This window comes from Micromonospora sp. NPDC000668 (genome assembly GCF_042897975.1).
Taxonomy (GTDB): domain Bacteria; phylum Actinomycetota; class Actinomycetes; order Mycobacteriales; family Micromonosporaceae; genus Micromonospora.
This window is the reverse complement of record NZ_JBIAYP010000002.1, coordinates 817,033-838,988: the sequence shown is the minus strand read 5'-3', so window position 1 is coordinate 838,988 and position 21,956 is coordinate 817,033. Positions and strand designations below refer to the sequence as shown.

Here is a 21,956-nt window from a genome sequence, read left to right as displayed (position 1 = left end):
GAGGGCTAGCGAGAACTGACCGGCGGCGGCTGTGGGACGTACCGCACGCCGCCGGGGCCAGACGGTCGAGCCGGGTGGGGCGACGTAGGCTCGGGGTGTGACGGTGAGCCGGGAGATCGACGACATCCTGCAGCGCGGCGCGGACGGTGGGCGGATCACGCCCGAGGAGGCCCTGCTGCTCTACACCGAGGCGCCCTTCCACGCGCTGGGCGAGGCGGCGGACGCGGTGCGCCGGCGGCGTTACCCGGACAACGTCGTCACGTACCTGATCGATCGCAACATCAACTACACCAACGTCTGCGTGACGGCGTGCAAGTTCTGCGCGTTCTACCGGGCGCCCAAGCACAAGGAAGGGTGGACCCACCCGACCGAGGAGATCCTGCGTCGCTGCGGCGAGGCGGTCGAGCTGGGCGCGACCCAGGTGATGCTCCAGGGCGGGCACCACCCGGACTACGGCGTCGAGTACTACGAGGAGCTGTTCTCCTCGGTGAAGCAGGCGTACCCCCAGCTGGTCATCCACTCGATCGGGCCGAGCGAGATCCTGCACATGGCCAAGGTCTCCGGGGTGAGCCTGGACGAGGCCATCGCTCGCATCAAGGTCGCCGGCCTGGACTCGATCGCCGGTGCCGGGGCGGAGATGCTGCCCGAGCGGCCGCGTAAGGCCATCGCGCCGCTCAAGGAGTCGGGTGAGCGCTGGCTGGAGGTCATGGAGCTGGCCCACCGGCAGGGCATCGAGTCGACCGCCACCATGATGATGGGCACCGGCGAGACGCACGCCGAGCGGATCGAGCACCTGCGCATGATCCGCGACGTGCAGGACCGCACCCGTGGTTTCCGGTCCTTCATTCCGTGGACGTACCAGCCGGAGAACAACCACCTCAAGGGCCGCACGCAGGCGACGACGCTGGAGTACCTGCGGCTGGTCGCGGTGGCCCGGCTCTTCTTCGAGACCGTGCCGCACCTGCAGGCGTCCTGGCTGACGACCGGCAAGGACGTCGGGCAGCTCGCCCTGCACATGGGCGTGGACGACCTCGGCTCGATCATGCTGGAGGAGAACGTCATCTCCTCGGCCGGCGCGCGGCACCGCTCCAACCTGCACGAGCTGATCGGCATGATCCGCTCGGCGGACCGGATCCCGGCGCAGCGGGACACCCTCTACAACCGGCTGGCCGTGCACCACACGCCGGCCGACGACCCGACCGACGATCGCGTGGTCTCGCACTTCTCCTCGATCGCGCTGCCCGGCGGCGGTGCCGGCCGTTCACTGCCGCTGGTCGACGTCAACTGAGGTTGGTCGCAGCCCGGCCGTTCGGCTGACCGGGGCTCATGCTCCCGCCCGACCGCCTCGGCGGTCCGGGTGGTCCCGGCCGCTGCGGCGTCCAAGCTGCCCGGTCAGGGGTGGTGGAGATGATCGTCGGCCGCTAGCGTCCCGCCTCATATCCCTCGCCACCGCGGATTGGCGGAATCAGCGCGACAGTGCTGGTGGCGAGTGGTCTGATGGTCCTGGGTCGCGCGGCACGAGGGCAGTCCTCCATCGGCCCGTGAGGGTCGTTCACATAACGCACGGCGGTACGGGCGGGATGGGTGACCATCCCGCCCGTACCGTCTGCACACTCCAGGCCGGACGGATGAAAGCGGCCCCGCACGCTGGCGTGGGATATCGACCTCGGATAACGTCCGCTCGTTCCCGCAACCATTCTTTCTTCCCTACCCCCGGGGGACTGATGACAGCGTTCCACCGCTCGACCCTGGCCCGCGCCGGTGTCGTGGCACTGCTCGCGGCCGGTGGCCTGGCCACCGTGGCCGCCCCGGCCCAGGCCGCCGACCAGGCCGACCTGCAGCTCAAGCCGCTGAGCTACGAGCTGGCGAAGGGCGTCAAGCAAGCCAAGGCCAAGCCGTTCAAGTTCCAGGTCGACAACACCCGCAGCACAGTCGACGCCAAGGACGTCCGGGTCACCGTGGAGACCAAGGGCCTGAATGACCACATGGTCGGCGTGCTCGCCTGGGACGGCTGCGAGGTCGCCGGCACCACCTTCAGCTGCCTCCTCGGCGACCTGGCGGCCGGCACCACCGAGGACTTCGGTATTCCGCTGTTCTCCACCGGTGGACGCGGCGAGGCCGGCACGCTGGTGGTCACCATCAGCTCGGCCACCGTTGATCCCAACACCGAAGACAACACCGTCGAGCACGAGATCACCGTCACCAAGCCCGGCTACGACCTGACGGCGTGGGTGCAGGATGTCTACGCCGACGTGGTGGTGGACGGTGACGGGACGGGCGAGTCCGGCCTCAAGCCGGTCCAGCGTGGCGAGACCGCGCCACTGGACTGGGCGATCTACAACGATGGCAGCCGCAAGGCCACCGGCGTGGCGTACGGGATCACGCTGCCGGCGGGCGTCACCTTCGCCGAGCTACCGGAGGGCTGCGTGGAGCAGCCGCTGAATGTTCTGGCGAACGCGTACTGCGAGGACTCCGGCGTGGTGCTGAAGCCGGGTCAGTTCTACACCGGCGACGTGCGGGTGAAGATCGGCGCGGATGTCACCGAGCCGGTGCTTCGGCCTGGTTTCCTCTTCGCCAGTGGCCTGGACGCCGCCGAGGGGAGCCCTGAGGAGCAGCCGAAGGTGGCCACCGGCGCCCAGCGGAAGGCCTTCACGGAGACCGATGAAGGGGACAACACCGCGCAGTTCGACGTCTTCGTCGACCTGACCGTGCAGCCCACCCCCACCCCGACGGCAACCCCGACCCCGGGCGGTACGCCGACGCCGGGCGCGACCACGTCGCCGGCAGCCGGTGGAGGTGGCGGCGGCGGTCTGCCGGTGACCGGTGTGCAGGCTGGCCTGATCGGCGGCATCGGCGGCATCATCCTGCTCGTCGGCGGGGCGCTGCTGGTGCTCTCCCGTCGGCGCAAGGTCGTCCTGGTCGCCCCGGGCGACGAGAAGTCGACCGACTGACGCAGGCACGACCTGACGCAGGCACGACGCGAGGGCGGGGTGGGCGACCACCCCGCCCTTTCGCGTACCGGGGTCCGCGCCGCGCCACCCAGCGGCCGTCGACCGGAGGGCGGCTGGCAGAGTGGAGGGGTGAGCCGTACCCCGCAGGGCCAGCGCGCCAGCCTGGACAAGCAGCCGCACGAGGTCGCCGCGATGTTCGACGGCGTGGCGGAGCGCTACGACCTGACCAACACCGTGCTCTCCTTCGGCCAGGACCGCTCCTGGCGTCGGTCCACCCGCGCGGCGCTCGGCCTGCGGCCGGGCGAGCGGGTGCTGGACGTCGGTGCGGGCACCGGTGTCTCGACGCAGGAGCTGGCCCAGTCCGGGGCGTACGCGGTCGGCGCCGACCTGTCGCTGGGCATGCTGTACGCCGGCAAACGGGTCCGGCCAGAGGTGCCGCTGCTGGCCGGAGACGCGCTGCGACTGCCGTTCGCCGACGCCAGCTTCGACGCGGTGACCATCTCCTTCGCGCTGCGCAACGTCAACGACACGGACGCGGCCCTGCGCGAGCTGGCCCGGGTGACCCGGCCCGGCGGCCGGCTGGTGGTCTGCGAGTTCAGCACCCCGGTCAACCCGGCCTTCCGGACGGTCTACCTGTCGTACCTGATGCGGTCGCTGCCGGCGGTGGCCCGTGCGGTGTCCAGCAACCCCGAGGCGTACGTCTACCTGGCCGAGTCGATCCGGGCGTGGCCGGACCAGGCCGCGCTGGCCGGGCGTCTCGCTGCGGCAGGTTGGGGTCGGGTGGCGTGGCGCAACCTGACCGGCGGCGTGGTCGCCCTGCACCGGGGGATCCGCGACTAACGGCGGACCAGGGGACGGGAATGGACAATATTCAGGTTTCGTGAATATCAGGCTTTAGTCCACTTTGCCCCGTACGCTCGTCCGCATGACCGGAGCAGACCCGGCGGACCCGGTGGCCGCCACCGACGACGACGCGGCCGAACTCATCGCGCAGTTGCGCGCGTTGGCCGGCGCCGATCCGGCGGAGGTCCGGCAGGTGGTCGCCGAGGTTCTGGCAGCGCTGGATCGGGCGGCGGGTGGCGCTCTGCGCGAGCACCTGCCGGAGACCATCCGCGTGGACGCCGGCCTGGATGCGCCCAGTCCGGCCTGACACCGAGTGTCTGTGGACGGTCATCCGCTGTCACACCGGCGAGTTAGGTACCCCTGATCCTGCGCAGGTATGACACCGGTCATACACTCGTCCCGTCTGGCTTGTGAAGCATTTCACGAGCGTGCGGGAGGAGGCGCGAATGACCGCGGTGGAGCACGATGCCGACGTCATCGTCGTAGGCGCCGGTCCCGGTGGATCGGCAACGGCGTACCACCTGGCCCGGCACGGCGTACGGGTGCTGCTGCTGGAGAAGACCGAGTTCCCCCGGGAGAAGGTCTGCGGCGACGGGCTGACCCCGCGCGCCGTGCGCCAGCTCATCCGGATGGGCGTGGACACCTCGCCCGAGGCCGGCTGGCTGCACAACCGGGGCCTGCGGGTGATCGGCGGCGGGGTACGCCTCGAGCTGGACTGGCCGGACCTGGCCAGCTTCCCCAGCTACGGTCTGGTGCGCACCAGGCTGGACTTCGACGACCTGCTCGCCCAACGGGCGGTGGCCGCCGGCGCCAAGCTGCAGACCAGCGTCAACGTGCTGGGCCCGGTGCTCGACGGCGACGGCCGGGTGACCGGCGTCGAGGCGGAGGTGGGCCCGGACAAGGAGCCAGCCACCTTCCACGCCCCGCTGGTCGTGGCGGCTGACGGGGTCTCCGGCCGGTTCCCGCTCGCTCTCGGCCTGGCCAAGCGGGAGGACCGGCCGATCGGCGTGGCCGTCCGCCGCTACTACCGCTCGCCGGCCAAGCACGACGACAACTACCTGGAGTCCTGGCTGGAGTTGCGCAGCAAGGACAGCGGCGACAACCTGCTGCCCGGGTACGGCTGGATCTTCGGGCTCGGTGACGGGCGGGTCAACGTCGGCCTCGGCGTGCTCAACTCGTCCTCCGCGTTCGGCAAGACCAACTACCGACGGCTGCTCACCGACTGGCTGGCGAACACGCCCGCCGACTGGGGGATGACCGACGAGACCAACGCCGACGGCCCGATCCTCGGCGCGGCTCTGCCGATGGGCTTCAACCGGGTGCCGCACTACACCCGTGGCGTGATGCTGGTCGGCGACTCCGGCGGCATGGTCAACCCGTTCAACGGGGAGGGCATCGCCTACGCCATGGAGTCCGGCGAGCTGGCCGCGGAGGTGGCCGTGCAGGCCCTCGCGCGGCCGGCCGGCGCGGAGCGAGAGCGGGCGCTGATGGCGTACCCGAACGAGCTGAAGGCCCGGCTCGGCGGCTACTACCGGCTGGGCGGCATCTTCGTGAAGCTGATCGGCCGTCCGGAGATCATGCGGATCGCCACCAAGCACGGAATGCCGCACCCGACGTTGATGCGCTTCGTGCTCAAGCTGTTGGCCAATTTGACCGACCCCCGTGGCGGGGACGCGATGGACCGGGTCATCAACGCGATGACGAAGGCAGCGCCAGCCGTCTAGACAACCGGTGTCGGGGCTGGTCACAGCCCCGACCCGGACAAAGATCGACCCCCGCCGGCAGCCACCGCGTGGGACGTGAATAGTGTGATTTTCCTCAAGCACCGAGGGCAGGGAAGGACGAGCAGGAGAATACGATGTCGCTCTCGCCTTACGCACCGATCATCGGGCTGTTCGCCCTCGCCGCGGCGTTCTCGCTGTTCTCCGTTGGCGCCGCCCGCTTCGCAGGTCCCCATCGATACAACAGAGCCAAGCTCGAGGCTTACGAGTGCGGCATCGAGCCCAGCCCCCAGCCGGTCGGCGGTGGGCGGTTCCCGATCAAGTTCTACCTGACGGCGATGCTCTTCATCGTCTTCGACATCGAGATCATCTTCCTCTACCCCTGGGCGGTCTCGTTCGACGCTCTGCCGATCTTCGGCTTCGTGGAGATGGTCCTGTTCATCGTCGCGGTCTTCGTCGCGTACGCCTACGTGTGGCGGCGCGGCGGCCTGGACTGGGACTGAGGAAGGAACGTCAGATGGGCATCGAGGAGAAGCTCCCCGCAGGCGTCCTGCTCACCTCGGTGGAGAAGCTGGTCAACTGGTCGCGGAAGACGTCCTTCTGGGGCGCCACCTTCGGCCTGGCCTGCTGCGCCATCGAGATGATGGCCGCCGGTGGTCCGCACTACGACATGGGCCGTTGGGGCATGGAGGTCTTCCGGGCCTCGCCCCGGCAGGCCGACCTGATGATCGTGGCTGGCCGCGTGAGTCAGAAGATGGCCCCGGTGTTGCGCCAGATCTACGACCAGATGGCCGAGCCCCGCTGGGTGCTCTCGATGGGCGTCTGCGCCAGCAGCGGCGGCATGTTCAACAACTACGCGATCGTGCAGGGCGTCGACCACGTGGTGCCGGTCGACATGTACCTGCCCGGCTGCCCGCCCCGGCCGGAGATGCTCATCGACGCGATCCTCAAGCTCCGCGAGAAGATCATGTATGAGCCGCTGGGCCCGAACGGCCGCAAGATGCTCGAGGCCCGTCAGGAGCGTGGTGACGTCCCCGTCGTGCCCTACGGCTCGATGCCGTCCTCGTACCGCAGCGACAAGGCCCGGCGTGCCGAGTGGACCCAGGCGGTCCGCGAGGGGCGCGAGGAGCAGCTGCGGATCGAGAACTGGATGAACGCCCAGAACCATCTCCACGCGCACAGGGGCCCGAAGTGACCGCACCGAACGAGAAGAACAACGACGGCGGGGTGCCGGTGCCGGTCACGCCGGCCGGCGCCAGCAGCACCGCCCCGGCCGAGTACCCGCCGGCCAGCCCGGCCGGCCGGGGGATGTTCGGCAACCAGGGCACCGGCGACGTGTCCGGCTACGGCGGCCTGGTCCGCCAGCGCCAGCCGATCGAGGAGGCCACCCGCCCGTACGGCGGCTACTTCGACGAGGTCCGCGATGCGCTGGAGGAGGCGTACCCGGCCTTCGGCGACGCGATCGAGAAGGTCGTGGTCGACCGGGGCGAGCTGACCCTGCACGTCCGCCCGGAGCGCATCGCCGAGGTCTGCCAGGTGATGCGGGACGACCTGGCGCTGCGCTTCGAGCTGTGCTCGTCGGTGTCCGGCGTGGACTATCTCGGTGCCGACGAGCGCCGGCTGCACGTGGTCTACCTGCTCACCTCGATGACCTACCGGCGTCGGGTCCGGCTGGAGGCCGCGGTCTCCGTCGAGAGCCCGCACCTGCCCAGCGTGACCGCCGTCTACCCGACTGCTGACTGGCAGGAGCGGGAGGCGTACGACATGTTCGGCATCGTCTTCGACGGCCACCCCAACCTGACCCGGATCCTCATGCCGGACGACTGGGAGGGCCACCCGCAGCGCAAGGACTACCCGCTCGGTGGCGTGGCGGTCGAGTACAAGGGCGCCGAGATCCCGCCACCGGACCGGAGGAGGTCCTACCAGTGACCACGTCGAACTACGCGACCGAACGCGAGACCACCGAGGGTCGGGTCTTCACCGTCACCGGTGGGGACTGGGACACGATCGTCTCGGGCACCGACCCGATCAACGACGAGCGCATCGTGGTCAACATGGGTCCGCAGCACCCGTCCACGCACGGTGTGCTGCGGCTGGTCCTGGAGCTGGAGGGCGAGACGGTCCGCGAGGCGCGGTCGGTCATCGGGTACCTGCACACCGGCATCGAGAAGAACCTCGAGTACCGCAACTGGGTGCAGGGCACGACGTTCGTGACCCGGATGGACTACCTGGCCCCGCTGTTCAACGAGACGGCCTACAGCCTCGCGGTGGAGAAGCTGCTCGGCATCACCGACGACATCACCGAGCGGGCCACCACGATCCGGGTCCTGATGATGGAGCTGAACCGGATCTCGTCGCACCTGGTCTGGGTGGCCACCACGGCCATGGAACTCGGCGCGATCAACATGATGTTGTACGGCTTCCGCGAGCGGGAGTACATCCTCGACATCTTCGAGACCATCACCGGCCTGCGGATGAACCACGCGTACGTCCGGCCGGGCGGCGTGGCGCAGGACGTGCCGGACGAGGCGATCCACAAGATCCAGCAGTTCCTCAAGCTGTTGCCGAAGCGGCTCAAGGAGTACGAGGACCTGCTCTCCGGCCAGCCGATCTGGACCCAGCGCACGAAGAACGTGGCAGTGCTGGACGTGACCGGCTGCCTCGCGCTCGGCGTCACCGGCCCGGTGCTGCGCTCCGCCGGCCTCGCCTGGGACCTGCGCAAGACCATGCCGTACTGCGGCTACGAGACGTACGAGTTCGACGTGCCGACCCACTCCGACGGTGACGTGTGGGGCCGCTACCTGGTCCGGCTCGCCGAGATCCGGGAGTCGATGAAGCTGGTCGAGCAGGCCCTCGACCGGCTCAAGCCGGGCCCGGTGATGGTGGCCGACCGCAAGATCGCCTGGCCGGCGCAGCTGGCCATCGGCGTCGACGGCATGGGCAACTCGCTGGAGCACGTCGCGAAGATCATGGGTCAGTCGATGGAGTCGCTGATCCACCACTTCAAGCTGGTCACCGAGGGCTTCCGGGTCCCGCCCGGCCAGGTGTACGTCGGCATCGAGTCGCCCCGCGGCGAGTTGGGCGTGCACGCGGTCTCCGACGGTGGCACCCGGCCGTACCGGGTGCACTACCGGGAGCCGAGCTTCGTCAACCTCCAGGCCCTCCCGGCGATGGCCGAGGGCGGCCTGATCGCCGACGTGATCGCCGGCGGCGCCTCGTTGGACCCCGTGATGGGTGGGTGTGACCGATGACTTTCACTGAGACGACCCGGGAGCGGGCGCGCGAGATCATCGCGCGCTACCCGGCGGACCGGTCCCGTTCGGCGCTGCTGCCGCTGCTGCACCTGGTTCAGGCGGAGGAGGGGTACGTCTCCCCGTCCGGCGTCGCGTTCTGCGCCGAGGTGCTCGGCCTGAACAAGGCGCAGGTCGGCGCGGTAGCCACCTTCTACACCATGTACAAGCGCAAGCCGACCGGCGACTTCCTGGTCAGCGTCTGCACCAACACCATGTGCAACGTGCTCGGTGGTCAGGAGGTCTACGACACCCTCGCCGAGCACCTCGGCGTCGGGCACGACGAGACCACCGCCGACGGGAAGATCACCCTGGAGCACGCCGAGTGCCTGGCGGCCTGCGACTACGGCCCGGTGATGACCGTCAACTACGACTTCTTCGACGGCGTGGACTCGTCCACCGCGGTCGGCGTGGTCGACGAGCTGCGCGCCGGCGGGCGGCCGATGCCGACCCGGGGCGCTCGGCTCTGCACGCTCAAGGAGATGGCGGTGCAGCTCGCCGGTTTCGCCGACGAGCGGGACGGCGCGGTCGCCGACGGCGGGCCGGGCGAGCCCACCCTGCGCGGGCTGCGGCTGGCGCAGCAGCACGGCGTCTCGGTGCCGGGCTTCGACCCGAACACCCCGATCCGCAGCAAGGCAGAGGCGGACAAGGCGGCGGCGAAGGCGAAGGCCGCCGAGGCCAGCGCGAAGCCGGCCGAGGCGCCCGCCAAGCCGGTCACCCCGGTGAAGGGTGGCGACGGCGCGTCCGCTCCGACGGGTACGCCCGGCACCGGCCAGCCGGTTCCCGCCGCTGCGGTGACCGGCAGCACCGCGCCGGACGTGAAGGCGCCGGACGACAAGTCGCCGCAGGTGCGTACCGCTGAGACCCGGCAGCCGGACGCGGCGACCGCCGTGCCGGACGCGCCCGGCACCAAGGTTCCGGCGGAGACCTCGCCGCCGGGCCCGCGTGACGCGCAGGAGGCGCAGGCCGCCGGCGTGGCGGCCAACGAGCCGGCCGGCGACGGCAAGCCCGCCGGTGACTCCACCGGCGCGCAGGAGCGCAATCTCAACGAAGCGTCGGCGAGCGCCGGTGGCGCGAACTCCGCCGCGAGCGAAACGGGGGCACAGAAGTGACCACTCCCCGCCCGGAGACGCTGGCCAAGCTGACGCCGGTGCTGACCAAGCGCTGGCTGTCCCCGGACGCCTGGCGGATCGGCACCTACGAGCAGTTGGACGGCTACGCCGCCCTGCGCAAGGCGCTCAAGGCCCACCCGGACGACCTGATCCAGCTGATCAAGGACTCCGGGCTGCGCGGCCGGGGCGGCGCCGGCTTCCCCACCGGTCTCAAGTGGGGCTTCATCCCGCAGGGCGACGGCAAGCCGCACTACCTCGTGGTCAACGCCGACGAGGGCGAGCCGGGCACCTGCAAGGACCTGCCGCTGATGACGCACGACCCGCACGCGCTGGTCGAGGGCGTCATCATCGCGTCGTACGCGATCCGGGCCAGCCGCGCCTACATCTACATCCGGGGCGAGGCGGTGCACGCCGCGCGCCGGCTGCGCAACGCGGTCCAGGAGGCGTACGACAAGGGCTACCTCGGTCGGAACATCCTGCGCAGCGGCTACGACCTGGAGCTGGTGGTGCACTCCGGCGCCGGGGCGTACATCTGCGGCGAGGAGACGGCGCTGCTGGACTCGCTGGAGGGGTTCCGGGGCCAGCCGCGGCTGCGGCCGCCGTTCCCGGCCACCCACGGCCTGTACGCCAGCCCGACGGTGGTGAACAACGTCGGCACCATCGCCAGCGTGCCGCCGATCGTGCTCGGCGGAGCCGACTGGTGGAAGACCATGGGCACCGAGAAGTCCTCCGGGCCGATGATCTACTCGCTCTCCGGGCGGGTCGCCAACCCCGGCCAGTACGAGTGCTCGATGGGCGTCACGCTGCGCGAGCTGCTGGAACTGGCCGGTGGGATGCAGCCTGGCCACAACCTGAGGTTCTGGACCCCGGGCGGCTCGTCCACCCCGCTGCTCGCCGCCGAGCACCTGGATGTGCCACTGGACTTCGAGGGGGTGGCGGCGGCCGGCTCGATCCTCGGCACCACGGCCACCCAGATCTTCTCCGACCAGGACTGCCCGGTCTACGCGACGTACCGATGGCTGGAGTTCTACCACCACGAGTCGTGCGGCAAGTGCACCCCGTGCCGTGAGGGCAACTACTGGATGGTTCGGGTCTACCGGCGGATCCTCGCCGGTCAGGGCACCCACGAGGACCTGGACACCCTCCTGGACACCTGCGACAACATCCTCGGCCGCTCGTTCTGCGGTCTCGGCGACGGCGCGACCAGCTCGGTGACCTCGTCGCTGAAGTACTTCAAGCAGGACTACCTCGACTACATCGAGGGACGGACCGCGCCGAAGCTCTCCGACAAGCAGCTGGTTGGAGCTCACTGATGACGGACGTAGCCAAGCAGACCGACACGGTCACCCTCACCATCGACGGCGTCGAGGTCACCGCCCCCAAGGGGACGCTGCTGATCCGGGTCGCCGAGCAGATGGGCACCGAGATCCCCCGGTTCTGCGACCACCCGCTGCTGGCACCGGCCGGCGCGTGCCGGCAGTGCCTGGTCGAGGTGGAGGGGCAGCGCAAGCCGGTCGCCTCCTGCACCCAGACCGTCGCCGACGGCATGGTGGTCCGTACCCAGATCACCTCCCCGGTGGCCAAGAAGGCGCAGGAGGGGGTGATGGAGCTGCTGCTGCTCAACCACCCGCTGGACTGCCCGATGTGTGACAAGGGCGGCGAGTGCCCCCTGCAGAACCAGGCGATGTCCACCGGCCGCACCGACTCCCGCTTCCACGAGCACAAGCGGGAGTACGAGAAGCCGATGGCGATCAGCAGCCAGGTGCTGCTGGACCGCGAGCGGTGCGTGCTCTGTCAGCGCTGCACCCGGTTCTCCGAGGAGATCGCCGGCGACAAGTTCATCGACCTGATGGGCCGGTCGTCCGCCGAGGAAATCAACATCTACCGGGACGACGCGTACGGCGAGCAGGGCGACGCGGGTGACGTGCCGTTCAACTCCTACTTCTCCGGTAACACCGTGCAGATCTGCCCGGTCGGCGCGCTCACCGGTTCCCAGTACCGGTTCCGGGCCCGCCCGTTCGACCTGGTCTCCAGCCCGAGCGTCTGCGAGCACTGCTCGGCCGGCTGCGAGCAGCGCACCGACTGGCGGCGCGGCAAGGTGCTGCGCCGGCTGGCCGGCGACGAGCCGGCGGTGAACGAGGAGTGGAACTGCGACAAGGGCCGGTGGGGCTTCCAGTACGCCCGCGCCACCGACCGACTGACCACCCCGCTGGTCCGCGACAAGCGCACCGGTGAGCTGCGGGAGGCGTCCTGGAGTGAGGCGCTCACCGTGGCTGCCGAGGGGCTGCACGCGGCCCGGGAAGGCGGACAGGGCACCGCGGTGCTCACCGGCGGTCGGCTGACCGTCGAGGACGCCTACGCGTACGCGAAGTTCGCCCGGGTCGCGCTGAACACCAACGACATCGACTTCCGGGCCCGGCCGGTCTCCCGCGAGGAGGCCGACTTCCTGGCCAGCTCGGTCGCTGGGGTCACCGACGTCACCTACACCGACGTGGAGAACGCGCCGGCGGTGGTGCTGGTCGGCCTGGAGCCGGAGGAGGAGTGCCCGATCCTCTTCCTGCGGCTGCGTAAGGCGTACCTGAAGAAGACGCTGACGGTGTACGCGCTCGCGCCGTTCGCCACCCGTGGCCTGGAGAAGCTCGGTGCCAAGCTGGCCCGGGTGGTGCCGGGCGAGGAGGCCAGCGTGCTCGCCGAGCACGCCACGGTCGCCGAGGCGCTGAGCGCGCCGGGCGCGATCCTGATCGTCGGCGAGCGGCTTGCCAGTGTGCCGGGCGGGCTCTCCGCAGCGGCCAACGTGGCCCGGCGTACCGGCGCGAAGCTGGCCTGGGTGCCGCGGCGCGCGGGTGACCGCGGTGCGGTCGACGCGGGCTGCCTGCCCAACCTGCTCCCCGGTGGCCGGCTGGTCACCGAGCCGGCGGCCCGGGCCGAGTTGGGCGAGGCGTGGGACATCCCGGCCGGGGTGATTCCGAGCCAGGCCGGTCGGGACACCGATCAGATTCTGTCGGCCGCCGCCAACGGGCAGCTCGGCGCGCTGGTGGTGGGCGGTGTGGACCCGGCCGACCTCGCCGACCCGCGGCTGGCCGAGGCCGCCCTGGACGCGGTGCCGTTCCTGGTCAGCCTGGAGCTGCGCGGCAGCGCGGTGACCCGGCGGGCGGACGTGGTGCTGCCGGTCGCCCCGGTGGTCGAGAAGGCCGGCAGCTTCCTGGACTGGGAGGGCCGGCTGCGTCCGTTCGAGGCGGTGCTGCAGACCGCCGCGATGACCGACGGCCGGGTGCTCGACGCGCTGGCCGCGCTGCTCGACGTGCGACTGGGCACCGCCGACGTGCCGAGCGTGCGACGTGAGCTGGGCTCGCTGCCGGCGACGCGCACCCAGCGGCCGGCCGCGCCGTCGGTGGTGCCGGGCACCGTGCCGCACCCGGGCACCGGGGAGGCCGTGTTGGCCACCTGGCACCAACTGGTCGACCTGGGCACCCTGATCGACGGCGACGAGGACCTCGCCGGCACCGCACGCCCGCCGGTGGTCCGGCTGGGCAAGGGCACCGCCGAGGCGCTCGGCGTCACCGACGGCGACCCGGTCACGGTGGGCACCGACCGGGGGGCGCTGACCCTGCCGGCGGAGCTCACCGAGATGCCGGACGGCGTGGTCTGGCTGCCGACCAACTCACCGGGCTCGACCGTGCGACGCAGCCTCGGGGCGACGTCCGGCGCGGTCGTCCGGATCTCCGTTCCCGCACCGAGCGTGGCCGTCCCGGCCGGGCGCGTGGCGGCGGACGAAGCCGGTCTCCCCGGTCCGCTCCTCAACGCTGGGGGTAACCAGTGAGCCCGTCTTACCTGGCCCAGGATCCGACGCTGGCCGACTTCGGCCAGGATCCGTGGTGGCTGGTCCTGATCAAGGTCGTCATGGCCTTCGTCGTCGCCGTGCTGGCCACGCTGCTCGGCGTCTGGTTCGAGCGACGGGTCGTCGGCCGCATGGCCGTTCGGCCCGGCCCCAACCAGGCCGGCCCGTTCGGTCTGCTCCAGACGCTCGCCGACGGCCTGAAGATGGCCTTCAAGGAGGACATCCTGCCGAAGGCGGCCGACAAGGTCGTCTTCTTCTTCGCCCCGACCATCTCGGTGATCTGCGCGGTCACCGCGCTGTCGGTGGTGCCGTTCGGCCCGATGGTGAGCATCTTCGGCCACCAGACGCCGCTGCAGGTCACCGATGTGCCGGTGGCGGTACTGCTGCTGCTGGCCTGCTCCTCGATGGGCGTCTACGGCATCGTGCTGGGCGGGTGGGCCTCCGGCTCGACGTACCCGCTCCTCGGCGGCCTGCGGTCGAGCGCCCAGATGATCTCCTACGAGGTCGCCATGGGGCTCTCCATCGTGGCGGTGTTCATGACCGCCGGCACGATGAGCACCAGCGGGATCGTCGCCGCCCAGGGGCACGGCACCGAGCTGACCATCTTCGGCAACTCGATCCCGGCGCCGGGCTGGTACGCGATCCTGCTGCTGCCCAGCTTCATCATCTTCTTCATCTCCACGGTGGGCGAGACCAACCGGGCGCCGTTCGACCTGCCCGAGGCCGAGTCCGAGCTGGTCGCCGGCTACATGACCGAGTACAGCTCGCTGAAGTTCGCGCTCTTCATGCTCAGCGAGTATGTCGCGATGGTGACCATGTCCGCCGTCACCACGACGCTGTTCCTGGGTGGTTGGCGGGCGCCGTGGCCGATCACGCTCTGGGAGGGCGCCAACTCCGGTTGGTGGCCGCTGCTCTGGTTCTTCGGCAAGGTGATCGCGCTGGTCTTCGTCTTCGTGTGGCTGCGCGGCACGCTGCCCCGGCTGCGCTACGACCAGTTCATGCGCTTCGGCTGGAAGGTGCTGCTGCCGATCAACCTGGTCTGGATCCTGGTCCTGTCGGGCCTGCGCTCCATCGAGGACTGGGACTCGCAGGGCAAGCTGATCGCGGTCGGCATCCCGGCCGGCCTCCTGCTGATCGCCACGCTGTTCTGGCCCAACCGCCGGCCGCAGCCGAAGCCGACCATGCAGGAACAGGTGGACAGCCGCCCGTACGGCAGCTTCCCACTGCCACCGATGGATCTACAGGTACCACCGAGCCCGCGTATCACGCGCGTGGTGGCCGAGCGGGAGCCGGCAAACATCGTCGCCGGCTCGGACTCCAGGGAGGTGTGACGTGGGCGCGATCACCGGAACGTTCAAGGGATTCGGGGTCACCTTCTCGCACATGTTCAGGAAGGTCGTCACCACCGACTACCCGTTCAAGCCGCCGGTGTCGGCGCCGCGCTACCACGGGCGGCACATCCTCAACCGGCACCCGGACGGGCTGGAGAAGTGCATCGGCTGTGAGCTGTGCGCCTGGGCCTGCCCGGCGGACGCGATCTTCGTCGAGGGCGGCGACAACACCGACGAGCAGCGCTTCTCGCCGGGTGAGCGGTACGCCAGCGTCTACCAGATCAACTACGCCCGGTGCATTTTCTGCGGACTGTGCATCGAGGCCTGCCCGACCCGATCGCTCACCATGAGCAACGAGTACGAGCTGGCCCGGGACAACCGGCAGGACCTGATCTTCACCAAGGAGCAGCTGCTCGCGCCGCTGCTTGAGGGCATGGAGCAGCCGCCGCACCCGATGCGACTGGGCGACAGCGAGAAGGACTACTACATCGGCGCGCTGGACAACCCGGGCACCTCTGCCGGTGCCGAGAAGTCCCCGATGAGCCCCGACCGCTACCAGGTCGAGGAGCACCCCGGCGTGACGTTCCCGGGCGCCGAGCAGGCCGCCCAACGCGCGGCGGTCGGTAAGGGAGAGGGAGCATGACCACGTCTACGGTGCTGGCCGCGGCGGGCGGGGTGTCCGGCGGCGAGGAGGTCACCTTCTGGATCCTCGCGCCGCTCGCGCTGATCGGCGCGATCGGGATGGTGGCCGCCCGCAACGCCGTGCACTCGGCGCTCTGGCTGGTGCTCACCATGCTCTGCCTGGGCGTGTTCTACGTGCTCCAGGCCGGGCCGTTCATCGGCATGGTGCAGATCATCGTCTACACCGGCGCGATCATGATGCTCTTCCTGTTCGTGCTGATGCTGGTCGGCCGGGACGCCTCCGACTCGCTGATCGAGACGCTGCGCGGTCAGCGGGTCGCCGCCATCGTGCTCGGGCTGGGCTTCGCTGGCCTGGTGGGCAGCGCGCTCTACCGGGCGATGGACGGGACCACCGCGGTCGGCCTGGAGCAGGCCAACGCGGAGGGCAACGTGCAGGGCATCGCCCGGCTGCTCTTCACCAAGTACGTCTTCGCGTTCGAGCTGACCTCGGCTCTGCTCATCACCGCGGCGGTCGGAGCCATGGTGCTCGCGCACGTCGAGCGGCGTAAGCAGGACAAGGTCGACCAGCCGTCGACCATGCGGGCCCGCTTCGCGCCGGGCAACTACCCCGGCCCCAAGCCGGGCCCCGGTGTCTTCGCGACGTCCTCCTCGGTGGCCACCCCGGCGCGGCTGCCAGACGGGCGGCTCACCGAGCGGAGCACGCCGGACATCCTGCCGGTGCGGGAGCTGACCGCCCAGGAAACCTCGCTGAAGGGGACCGACCAGTGACGCCCAACCACTATCTCGTGCTGGCTGCGGTGCTGTTCACCATCGGTGCCGCCGGGGTGCTCATCCGGCGCAACGCGATTGTGCTGTTCATGTGCGTGGAGCTGATGCTCAACGCGGCCAACCTGACCCTGGTCACCTTCAGCCGGATCAACGGCGACCTCAACGGTCAGATCATGGCGTTCTTCGTGATGGTGGTGGCGGCGGCCGAAGTCGTGGTCGGGCTCGCGATCATCATGTCGATCTTCCGGACTCGACGCTCCGCGAGCGTCGACGACGCCAACCTGCTCAAGTACTAAGGGGCAAGCAAGTGGAAGAGACTGTGCAGTACGCCGGTGCCACGGGCTTGCTCAGCAGCGTCTGGCTGCTGGTGGCGATCCCGCTGGTCAGCGCGGCCATCCTGCTGCTGCTAGGCCGGCGGGCCGACCGCTGGGGGCACTGGTTGGGCGTCGCCGCCATCGGTGCCGCGTTCGTTCTCGGCCTGTCCTTCTTCTTCCAGCTTCGCGGCCTGGAGAACAAGTCGGTCGAGCTGAGCCTCTGGGACTTCATCGCCGTCGGTGACCTGCGGGTCGACTTCGGCCTGCTGTTCGACCCGCTGGCCGCGGTCTTCGTGCTCCTGATCACCGGGGTGGGTTTCCTGATCCACCTGTACGCGGTGGAGTACATGGCGCACGACGCGGGCCGCCGCCGGTTCTTCGCGTACTTCAACCTGTTCGTCGCGGCCATGCTGCTGCTGGTGCTCGGCAACAACTACGTGATGCTCTACGTCGGCTGGGAGGGCGTCGGTCTGGCGTCGTACCTGCTGATCTCCTTCTGGTACGAGCGGCCGAGCGCCGCCACGGCCGGCAAGAAGGCGTTCCTGATGAACCGGGTCGGCGACGCCGGCCTGGCCATCGCGATCTTCATCATGTTCGCCACCCTGGGCACCACCCAGTACGACGAGGTGTTCAACGGTGTCGGCGCGCTGACCGGCGCCACCGTGCTGGTGCTCGGCCTGCTGCTGCTGCTCGGTGCGGCCGGTAAGTCCGGCCAGTTCCCGCTCCAGGCGTGGCTGCCGGACGCGATGGAGGGCCCCACCCCGGTGTCGGCGCTCATCCACGCCGCCACCATGGTCACCGCGGGCGTCTACCTGATCGCCCGGTCCAACCCGATCTTCTCCGCCAACTCGACGCTTCAGCTCGTGGTCGTCAGCGTCGGCGCGCTCACCCTGCTGATGGGCTGCATCATCGGTGCGGCCAAGGACGACATCAAGCGGGTGCTCGCCTGGTCGACGGTGAGCCAGATCGGTTACATGTTCCTCGGCGTCGGCCTGGGCGGCGGGGCGTACGCGCTGGCCATCGTGCACCTGCTGGCGCACGGCTTCTTCAAGGCCAACATGTTCCTGGGCGCCGGCTCGGTCATGCACGGGATGAAGGACCAGGTGGACATCCGCCGCTTCGGTGGGCTGTCGAAGTACATGAAGGTCACCTGGCTGACTTTCATGATGGGCTGGCTGGCCATCATCGGCATGTTCCCGTTCTCCGGCTTCTTCTCCAAGGAGCCGATCATCGTGGCCGCCTTCGAGCGGACGGACTGGACGGCGTGGCTCTTCGGTGGGGCAGCGCTGCTCGGCGCCGGGTTGACCGCGTTCTACATGACCCGGCTCTTCGTGCTCACCTTCCACGGCCCGAAGCGGTGGACCGAGGACATCGAGCACCCGCACGAGTCGCCGGCGTTGATGACGATCCCGCTGATCCTGCTGGCGGTCGGCTCGGTGGGTGCCGGTTTCCTGCTCGCCACCTCGGTACCGGACTGGCTGACGGCGACCGCCGGGCTGGGCGGCCACGAGGAGGGGCACGAGGCGGTCCTCTCGCACACCGTGATCACCGCGCTCTCGCTGCTGGTCACCGTGCTCGGCGCCGGGCTGGCCTGGTTCCTGTTCCGGGCCGGTACGGCCACCGCGCCGCAGCCGGCCGGGGTGCTGGTCACCGCCGCGCGGCGCAACCTCTACACCGACGCGGTGAACGAGGCGGTCTTCGAGAAGCCGGGCATCTTCCTCACCCGGGCGCTGGTCTTCCTCGACAACCGGGGCATCGACGGGCTGGTCAACGGGCTCGCCGCCGGGGTCGGCGGTGGCTCGGGTCGGCTCCGGCGGCTGCAGACCGGCTTCGTCCGCTCGTACGCCACCTCGATCCTGGCCGGTGCGCTGCTGGTGATGGCGGCGTTCCTGGCCGTGCAGGCGGGGTGGTTGGCGTGATCGACCTCTTTCCGGCCGCCCCCGCCGGCGGACCACGCAGTGACGACGGAGGTAAGGCCGCATAATGTCCAACTTCCCGTTCCTCTCGGTGCTCACCGTGGCGCCACTGGTGGGCGCCCTGGTGGTGGCCTTCCTGCCGCGCCACCGACCGGAGCTGGCCAAGCAGGTGGCGTTCGTCTGGTCGCTGCTGGTGCTGGTGCTCTCCGTGGTGATGTGGGTCAGCTTCAAGGCAGGCGGTGACCGGTTCCAGTTCCGCGAGTCCTACTCGTGGATCCCGAACTGGGGTGTCAACTTCACCTTCGCCGCCGACGGCATCGCGCTGGTGATGCTGATGCTGATCGCGGTGCTGGTGCCGCTGGTGATCCTGGCGTCGTGGCACGACGCGGAGTCGTCGAAGCGGTCGGTGCCCGTCTACTTCGCGCTGCTGCTGGTCCTCGAGTGCACGATGATCGGCGTCTTCGCCGCCGCCGACGTCTTCCTGTTTTACGTGTTCTTCGAGGTCATGCTGGTGCCGATGTACTTCCTGATCGGCAGCTACGGTGGCCACCAGCGGCAGTACGCGGCGGTGAAGTTCTTCCTCTACTCGCTCGTCGGCGGCCTGTTCATGCTGGCCGCGGTGATCGGGCTGTGGGTCGTCGGCGGGAAGACCTTCGACTGGCAGGCGCTGTCGCAGATCGACATCAGCACCGGCACCGAGCGCTGGCTGTTCCTCGGCTTCTTCCTCGCGTTCGCCATCAAGGCGCCGTTCTTCCCGTTCCACACCTGGCTGCCGGACGCCGGTGGCGCCGCCCCCGCGGGCGCCGCGGCGCTGCTGGTCGGCGTGCTGGACAAGGTCGGTACGTTCGGCATCCTGCGCTACTGCCTGCCGCTGTTCCCCGAGGCGTCGAAGTGGTTCGCGCCGTGGGCGCTGGCGCTCGGCGTGATCGGCATCGTCTACGCCGCGCTGCTGGCGGTCGGCCAGAACGACCTCAAGCGGCTGGTGTCGTACACCTCGATCGCGCACTTCGGCTTCATCGGGGTGGGCATCTTCGCCTTCACCACCCAGGCCGGCACCGGCGCGGTGCTCTACATGCTCAACCACGGGTTGGCCACCGGCCTGCTCTTCCTGGTGGTGGGCATGCTGATCTCGCGGCGCGGCTCGGCGCTGATCAGCGACTTCGGTGGCGCGGGCAAGCTGGTCCCGGTGCTCGCCGGGGTGCTCTTCTTCGCCGGTCTCGCCTCGCTCGCGCTGCCCGGGACCGCGCCGTTCATCTCCGAGTTCCTGGTGCTGATCGGCACGTTCACGGTGAACAAGCCGGTCGCGGTCATCGCGACGGTCGGCATCATCCTGGCCGCCGCGTACGTGCTGTGGATGGTGCAGCGCACCACCCAGGGCACGCTCAACCCGGCGCTGACCGAGGTCGAGGGGATGCGCCGGGACCTCAACCTGCGCGAGAAGGTCGTGGTCGCCCCCCTGATCGCGCTGATCGTGCTGCTCGGCTTCTACCCCAAGCCGGTCACTGACGTGATCAACCCCGCCGTCCAGGCGACCATGGACGACATCGGCAGGACCGACCCCGCCCCGTCGGTGGGCGGCACCGTCCAGGAGGCGGCAAAGTGACCGAGTTGAAACTGCCGTCGCTCGACTATGCGGCGCTCGCCCCAATCATGATCATGTTGGGTGTCGCGTTGTTCGGCGTGCTGGTCGAGGCCTTCGTGCCCCGGCGTTTGCGGCACGTGGTGCAGCTGACGCTGGCCCTGCTGGCCGTCCTCGCCGCGCTGACCATGGTGGTCCTCAACGCCGACGACCGGCTCATCACCGCCGGCCAGGCCATCGCGGTGGACGGACCGACGCTCTTCCTCCAGGGCGCGATCCTGGTGCTGGCCGCGATGGCGCTGCTGCTGATCGGTGACCGGACGGTGGAGCGGGGCGGGGCGTTCGTCGCCCAGGCCGCGGTGACCGCCGAGTCGGCCGACGACCGGCAGCAGGCCGAGGGGCGCAACGGCCTCACCGAGGTCTACCCGCTCACCACGTTCGCGATCGGCGGCATGCTGATCTTCGTGGCGGCGAACGACCTGCTGACCATGTTCATCGCACTGGAAGTCTTCTCGCTGCCGCTGTACCTGCTCTGCGCGCTGGCCCGTCGCCGGCGACTGCTGAGCCAGGAGGCGGCGATGAAGTACTTCCTGCTCGGCGCGTACGCCTCGGCGTTCTTCCTGTTCGGGGTGGCCCTGATCTACGGCTTCACCTCCGGGATCCCGGGTCGTGGTGCCGGGGTCGACTTCGCCACGATCAACGCGGCGGTGACCGAGTCGCCGGCCAGCCCGGTGCTGCTCTTCGCTGGCATGGCGCTGCTCGCCATCGGCCTGCTCTTCAAGGCCGCGGCGGCCCCGTTCCACGTGTGGACGCCGGATGTCTACCAGGGCGCGCCGACCCCGATCACCGGCTTCATGGCCGCCTGCACCAAGGTTGCCGCGTTCGGCGCGCTGCTGCGCGTCTTCCACGTCGCGTTCGCCGGTGCCGCCTGGGACTTCACCCCGGTGCTCGGTGCGGTGGCGGTGCTGACCATGCTGGTCGGCGCGGTGCTCGCGGTCACCCAGACCGACATCAAGCGGCTGCTCGCGTACTCCTCCATCGCCAACGCCGGCTACCTGCTGGTCGGTGTGCTGTCGCCGAGCAGTGACGGGCTCTCCGGCACGATGTTCTACCTGGTCGCGTACGGCTTCTCGGTGCTGGCCGCGTTCGCGGTCGTGACCCTGGTCCGGGACGCCGACGGGGAGGCCACCCACCTGTCCCGCTGGGCCGGGCTGGGCCGGCGCTCGCCGTTCTACGCCAGCCTGTTCACGTTCATCCTGCTGGCCTTCGCCGGCATCCCGCTCACCAGCGGCTTCACCAGCAAGTTCGCGGTCTTCGGGCCGGCGCTGGACGGTGGCCACGCCTGGCTGGTGATCGCCGGTGTGCTGACCAGCATGGTGCTGGCCTTCCCGTACCTGCGGGTCGTGGTCATGATGTGGCTCTCCGAGCCGGGCGAGTCCACCCCGACCGTCACCGTGCCCGGTGGACTCACCTCCGCCGCGTTGATGATCGGCGTCCTGGCCACCCTGGTGCTGGGTGTCGCCCCGGCGCCGCTGCTCGACCTGGCTGCCGGAGCCGCCGACTTCGTGCGATGACCAGAGCCTCGGCAAACCGGGGACCGGCACACGTTCGTGTGCCGGTCCCCGGTGCATATCCCCGACCCGGAGCAGGT

19 protein-coding genes are annotated in these 21,956 nt (G+C 69.9%); all 19 read left to right on the top strand.

What is annotated here, in order from left to right; all coding sequences use genetic code 11:
• Positions 1-97 precede the first annotated feature (97 nt).
• The 19 genes from mqnC (at position 98) to nuoN (ending at position 21,879) form a co-directional block, all read left to right on the top strand.
• Positions 98-1,288 carry a cyclic dehypoxanthinyl futalosine synthase gene (gene mqnC, locus ACFY29_RS13360; RefSeq protein ID WP_386985730.1) on the top strand — a complete coding sequence of 397 codons (1,191 nt, stop codon included), beginning with the start codon at positions 98-100 and terminating at the stop codon, positions 1,286-1,288.
• 436 nt (positions 1,289-1,724) lie between these two features.
• The gene (locus ACFY29_RS13355) at positions 1,725-2,951 is read left to right on the top strand and encodes an LPXTG cell wall anchor domain-containing protein (protein ID WP_386985728.1); all 1,227 of its coding nucleotides are present in this window, start codon (positions 1,725-1,727) and stop codon (positions 2,949-2,951) included.
• Positions 2,952-3,080: 129 nt separating this feature from the next.
• Complete coding sequence (locus ACFY29_RS13350) at positions 3,081-3,791, top strand: demethylmenaquinone methyltransferase (protein WP_328422611.1); 711 nt, start codon at positions 3,081-3,083, stop codon at positions 3,789-3,791.
• Positions 3,792-3,876: 85 nt separating this feature from the next.
• Positions 3,877-4,101 (top strand): hypothetical protein, encoded by a 225-nt coding sequence (locus tag ACFY29_RS13345; RefSeq protein WP_328422613.1) that lies wholly within the window; start codon positions 3,877-3,879, stop codon positions 4,099-4,101.
• A gap of 139 nt (positions 4,102-4,240) precedes the next feature.
• Complete coding sequence (locus tag ACFY29_RS13340; RefSeq protein WP_386985725.1) at positions 4,241-5,518, top strand: geranylgeranyl reductase family protein; 1,278 nt, start codon at positions 4,241-4,243, stop codon at positions 5,516-5,518.
• A 134-nt stretch (positions 5,519-5,652) separates the two neighbouring features.
• Positions 5,653-6,018 (top strand): NADH-quinone oxidoreductase subunit A, encoded by a 366-nt coding sequence (locus ACFY29_RS13335; RefSeq protein ID WP_328422617.1) that lies wholly within the window; start codon positions 5,653-5,655, stop codon positions 6,016-6,018.
• A gap of 14 nt (positions 6,019-6,032) precedes the next feature.
• Positions 6,033-6,710, top strand: a complete 678-nt coding sequence (locus tag ACFY29_RS13330) for an NADH-quinone oxidoreductase subunit B family protein (RefSeq protein ID WP_328422618.1) — start codon at positions 6,033-6,035, stop codon at positions 6,708-6,710.
• On the top strand, positions 6,707-7,444 hold the full coding sequence (locus ACFY29_RS13325) for an NADH-quinone oxidoreductase subunit C (RefSeq protein WP_328422620.1): 738 nt from the start codon (positions 6,707-6,709) through the stop codon (positions 7,442-7,444). The genes ACFY29_RS13330 and ACFY29_RS13325 overlap by 4 nt, the downstream gene beginning before the upstream one ends.
• A complete protein-coding gene (locus ACFY29_RS13320; RefSeq protein ID WP_355600646.1) occupies positions 7,441-8,766 on the top strand; it encodes an NADH-quinone oxidoreductase subunit D in 1,326 nt (441 codons plus the stop codon). Before ACFY29_RS13325 ends, ACFY29_RS13320 begins: the two co-directional genes overlap by 4 nt.
• On the top strand, positions 8,763-9,917 hold the full coding sequence (gene nuoE, locus ACFY29_RS13315) for an NADH-quinone oxidoreductase subunit NuoE (protein WP_355600644.1): 1,155 nt from the start codon (positions 8,763-8,765) through the stop codon (positions 9,915-9,917). The genes ACFY29_RS13320 and nuoE overlap by 4 nt, the downstream gene beginning before the upstream one ends.
• Positions 9,914-11,230 carry an NADH-quinone oxidoreductase subunit NuoF gene (nuoF, locus tag ACFY29_RS13310; RefSeq protein WP_151489191.1) on the top strand — a complete coding sequence of 439 codons (1,317 nt, stop codon included), beginning with the start codon at positions 9,914-9,916 and terminating at the stop codon, positions 11,228-11,230. The genes nuoE and nuoF overlap by 4 nt, the downstream gene beginning before the upstream one ends.
• The gene (locus ACFY29_RS13305) at positions 11,230-13,737 is read left to right on the top strand and encodes an NADH-quinone oxidoreductase subunit G (RefSeq protein ID WP_386985722.1); all 2,508 of its coding nucleotides are present in this window, start codon (positions 11,230-11,232) and stop codon (positions 13,735-13,737) included. Before nuoF ends, ACFY29_RS13305 begins: the two co-directional genes overlap by 1 nt.
• The gene (gene nuoH, locus ACFY29_RS13300; protein ID WP_355600638.1) at positions 13,734-15,086 is read left to right on the top strand and encodes an NADH-quinone oxidoreductase subunit NuoH; all 1,353 of its coding nucleotides are present in this window, start codon (positions 13,734-13,736) and stop codon (positions 15,084-15,086) included. The genes ACFY29_RS13305 and nuoH overlap by 4 nt, the downstream gene beginning before the upstream one ends.
• A gap of 1 nt (position 15,087) precedes the next feature.
• Positions 15,088-15,729 carry an NADH-quinone oxidoreductase subunit NuoI gene (gene nuoI / locus ACFY29_RS13295; RefSeq protein ID WP_386985719.1) on the top strand — a complete coding sequence of 214 codons (642 nt, stop codon included), beginning with the start codon at positions 15,088-15,090 and terminating at the stop codon, positions 15,727-15,729.
• Positions 15,726-16,496, top strand: coding sequence for an NADH-quinone oxidoreductase subunit J (locus ACFY29_RS13290; protein ID WP_328422634.1), 771 nt, complete (start codon positions 15,726-15,728; stop codon positions 16,494-16,496). The genes nuoI and ACFY29_RS13290 overlap by 4 nt, the downstream gene beginning before the upstream one ends.
• Positions 16,493-16,792, top strand: a complete 300-nt coding sequence (nuoK, locus tag ACFY29_RS13285) for an NADH-quinone oxidoreductase subunit NuoK (protein ID WP_328422636.1) — start codon at positions 16,493-16,495, stop codon at positions 16,790-16,792. The genes ACFY29_RS13290 and nuoK overlap by 4 nt, the downstream gene beginning before the upstream one ends.
• An 11-nt stretch (positions 16,793-16,803) precedes the next feature.
• Positions 16,804-18,729, top strand: a complete 1,926-nt coding sequence (nuoL, locus tag ACFY29_RS13280) for an NADH-quinone oxidoreductase subunit L (protein ID WP_386985717.1) — start codon at positions 16,804-16,806, stop codon at positions 18,727-18,729.
• 64 nt (positions 18,730-18,793) lie between these two features.
• Positions 18,794-20,329: an NADH-quinone oxidoreductase subunit M gene (locus tag ACFY29_RS13275; protein WP_355600633.1), complete on the top strand. Its 1,536-nt coding sequence runs from the start codon at positions 18,794-18,796 to the stop codon at positions 20,327-20,329.
• Entirely contained in the window at positions 20,326-21,879 is a 1,554-nt protein-coding gene (nuoN, locus tag ACFY29_RS13270; protein WP_355600631.1) for an NADH-quinone oxidoreductase subunit NuoN, read from the top strand. Before ACFY29_RS13275 ends, nuoN begins: the two co-directional genes overlap by 4 nt.
• The last annotated feature ends 77 nt before the right edge of the window (positions 21,880-21,956 follow it).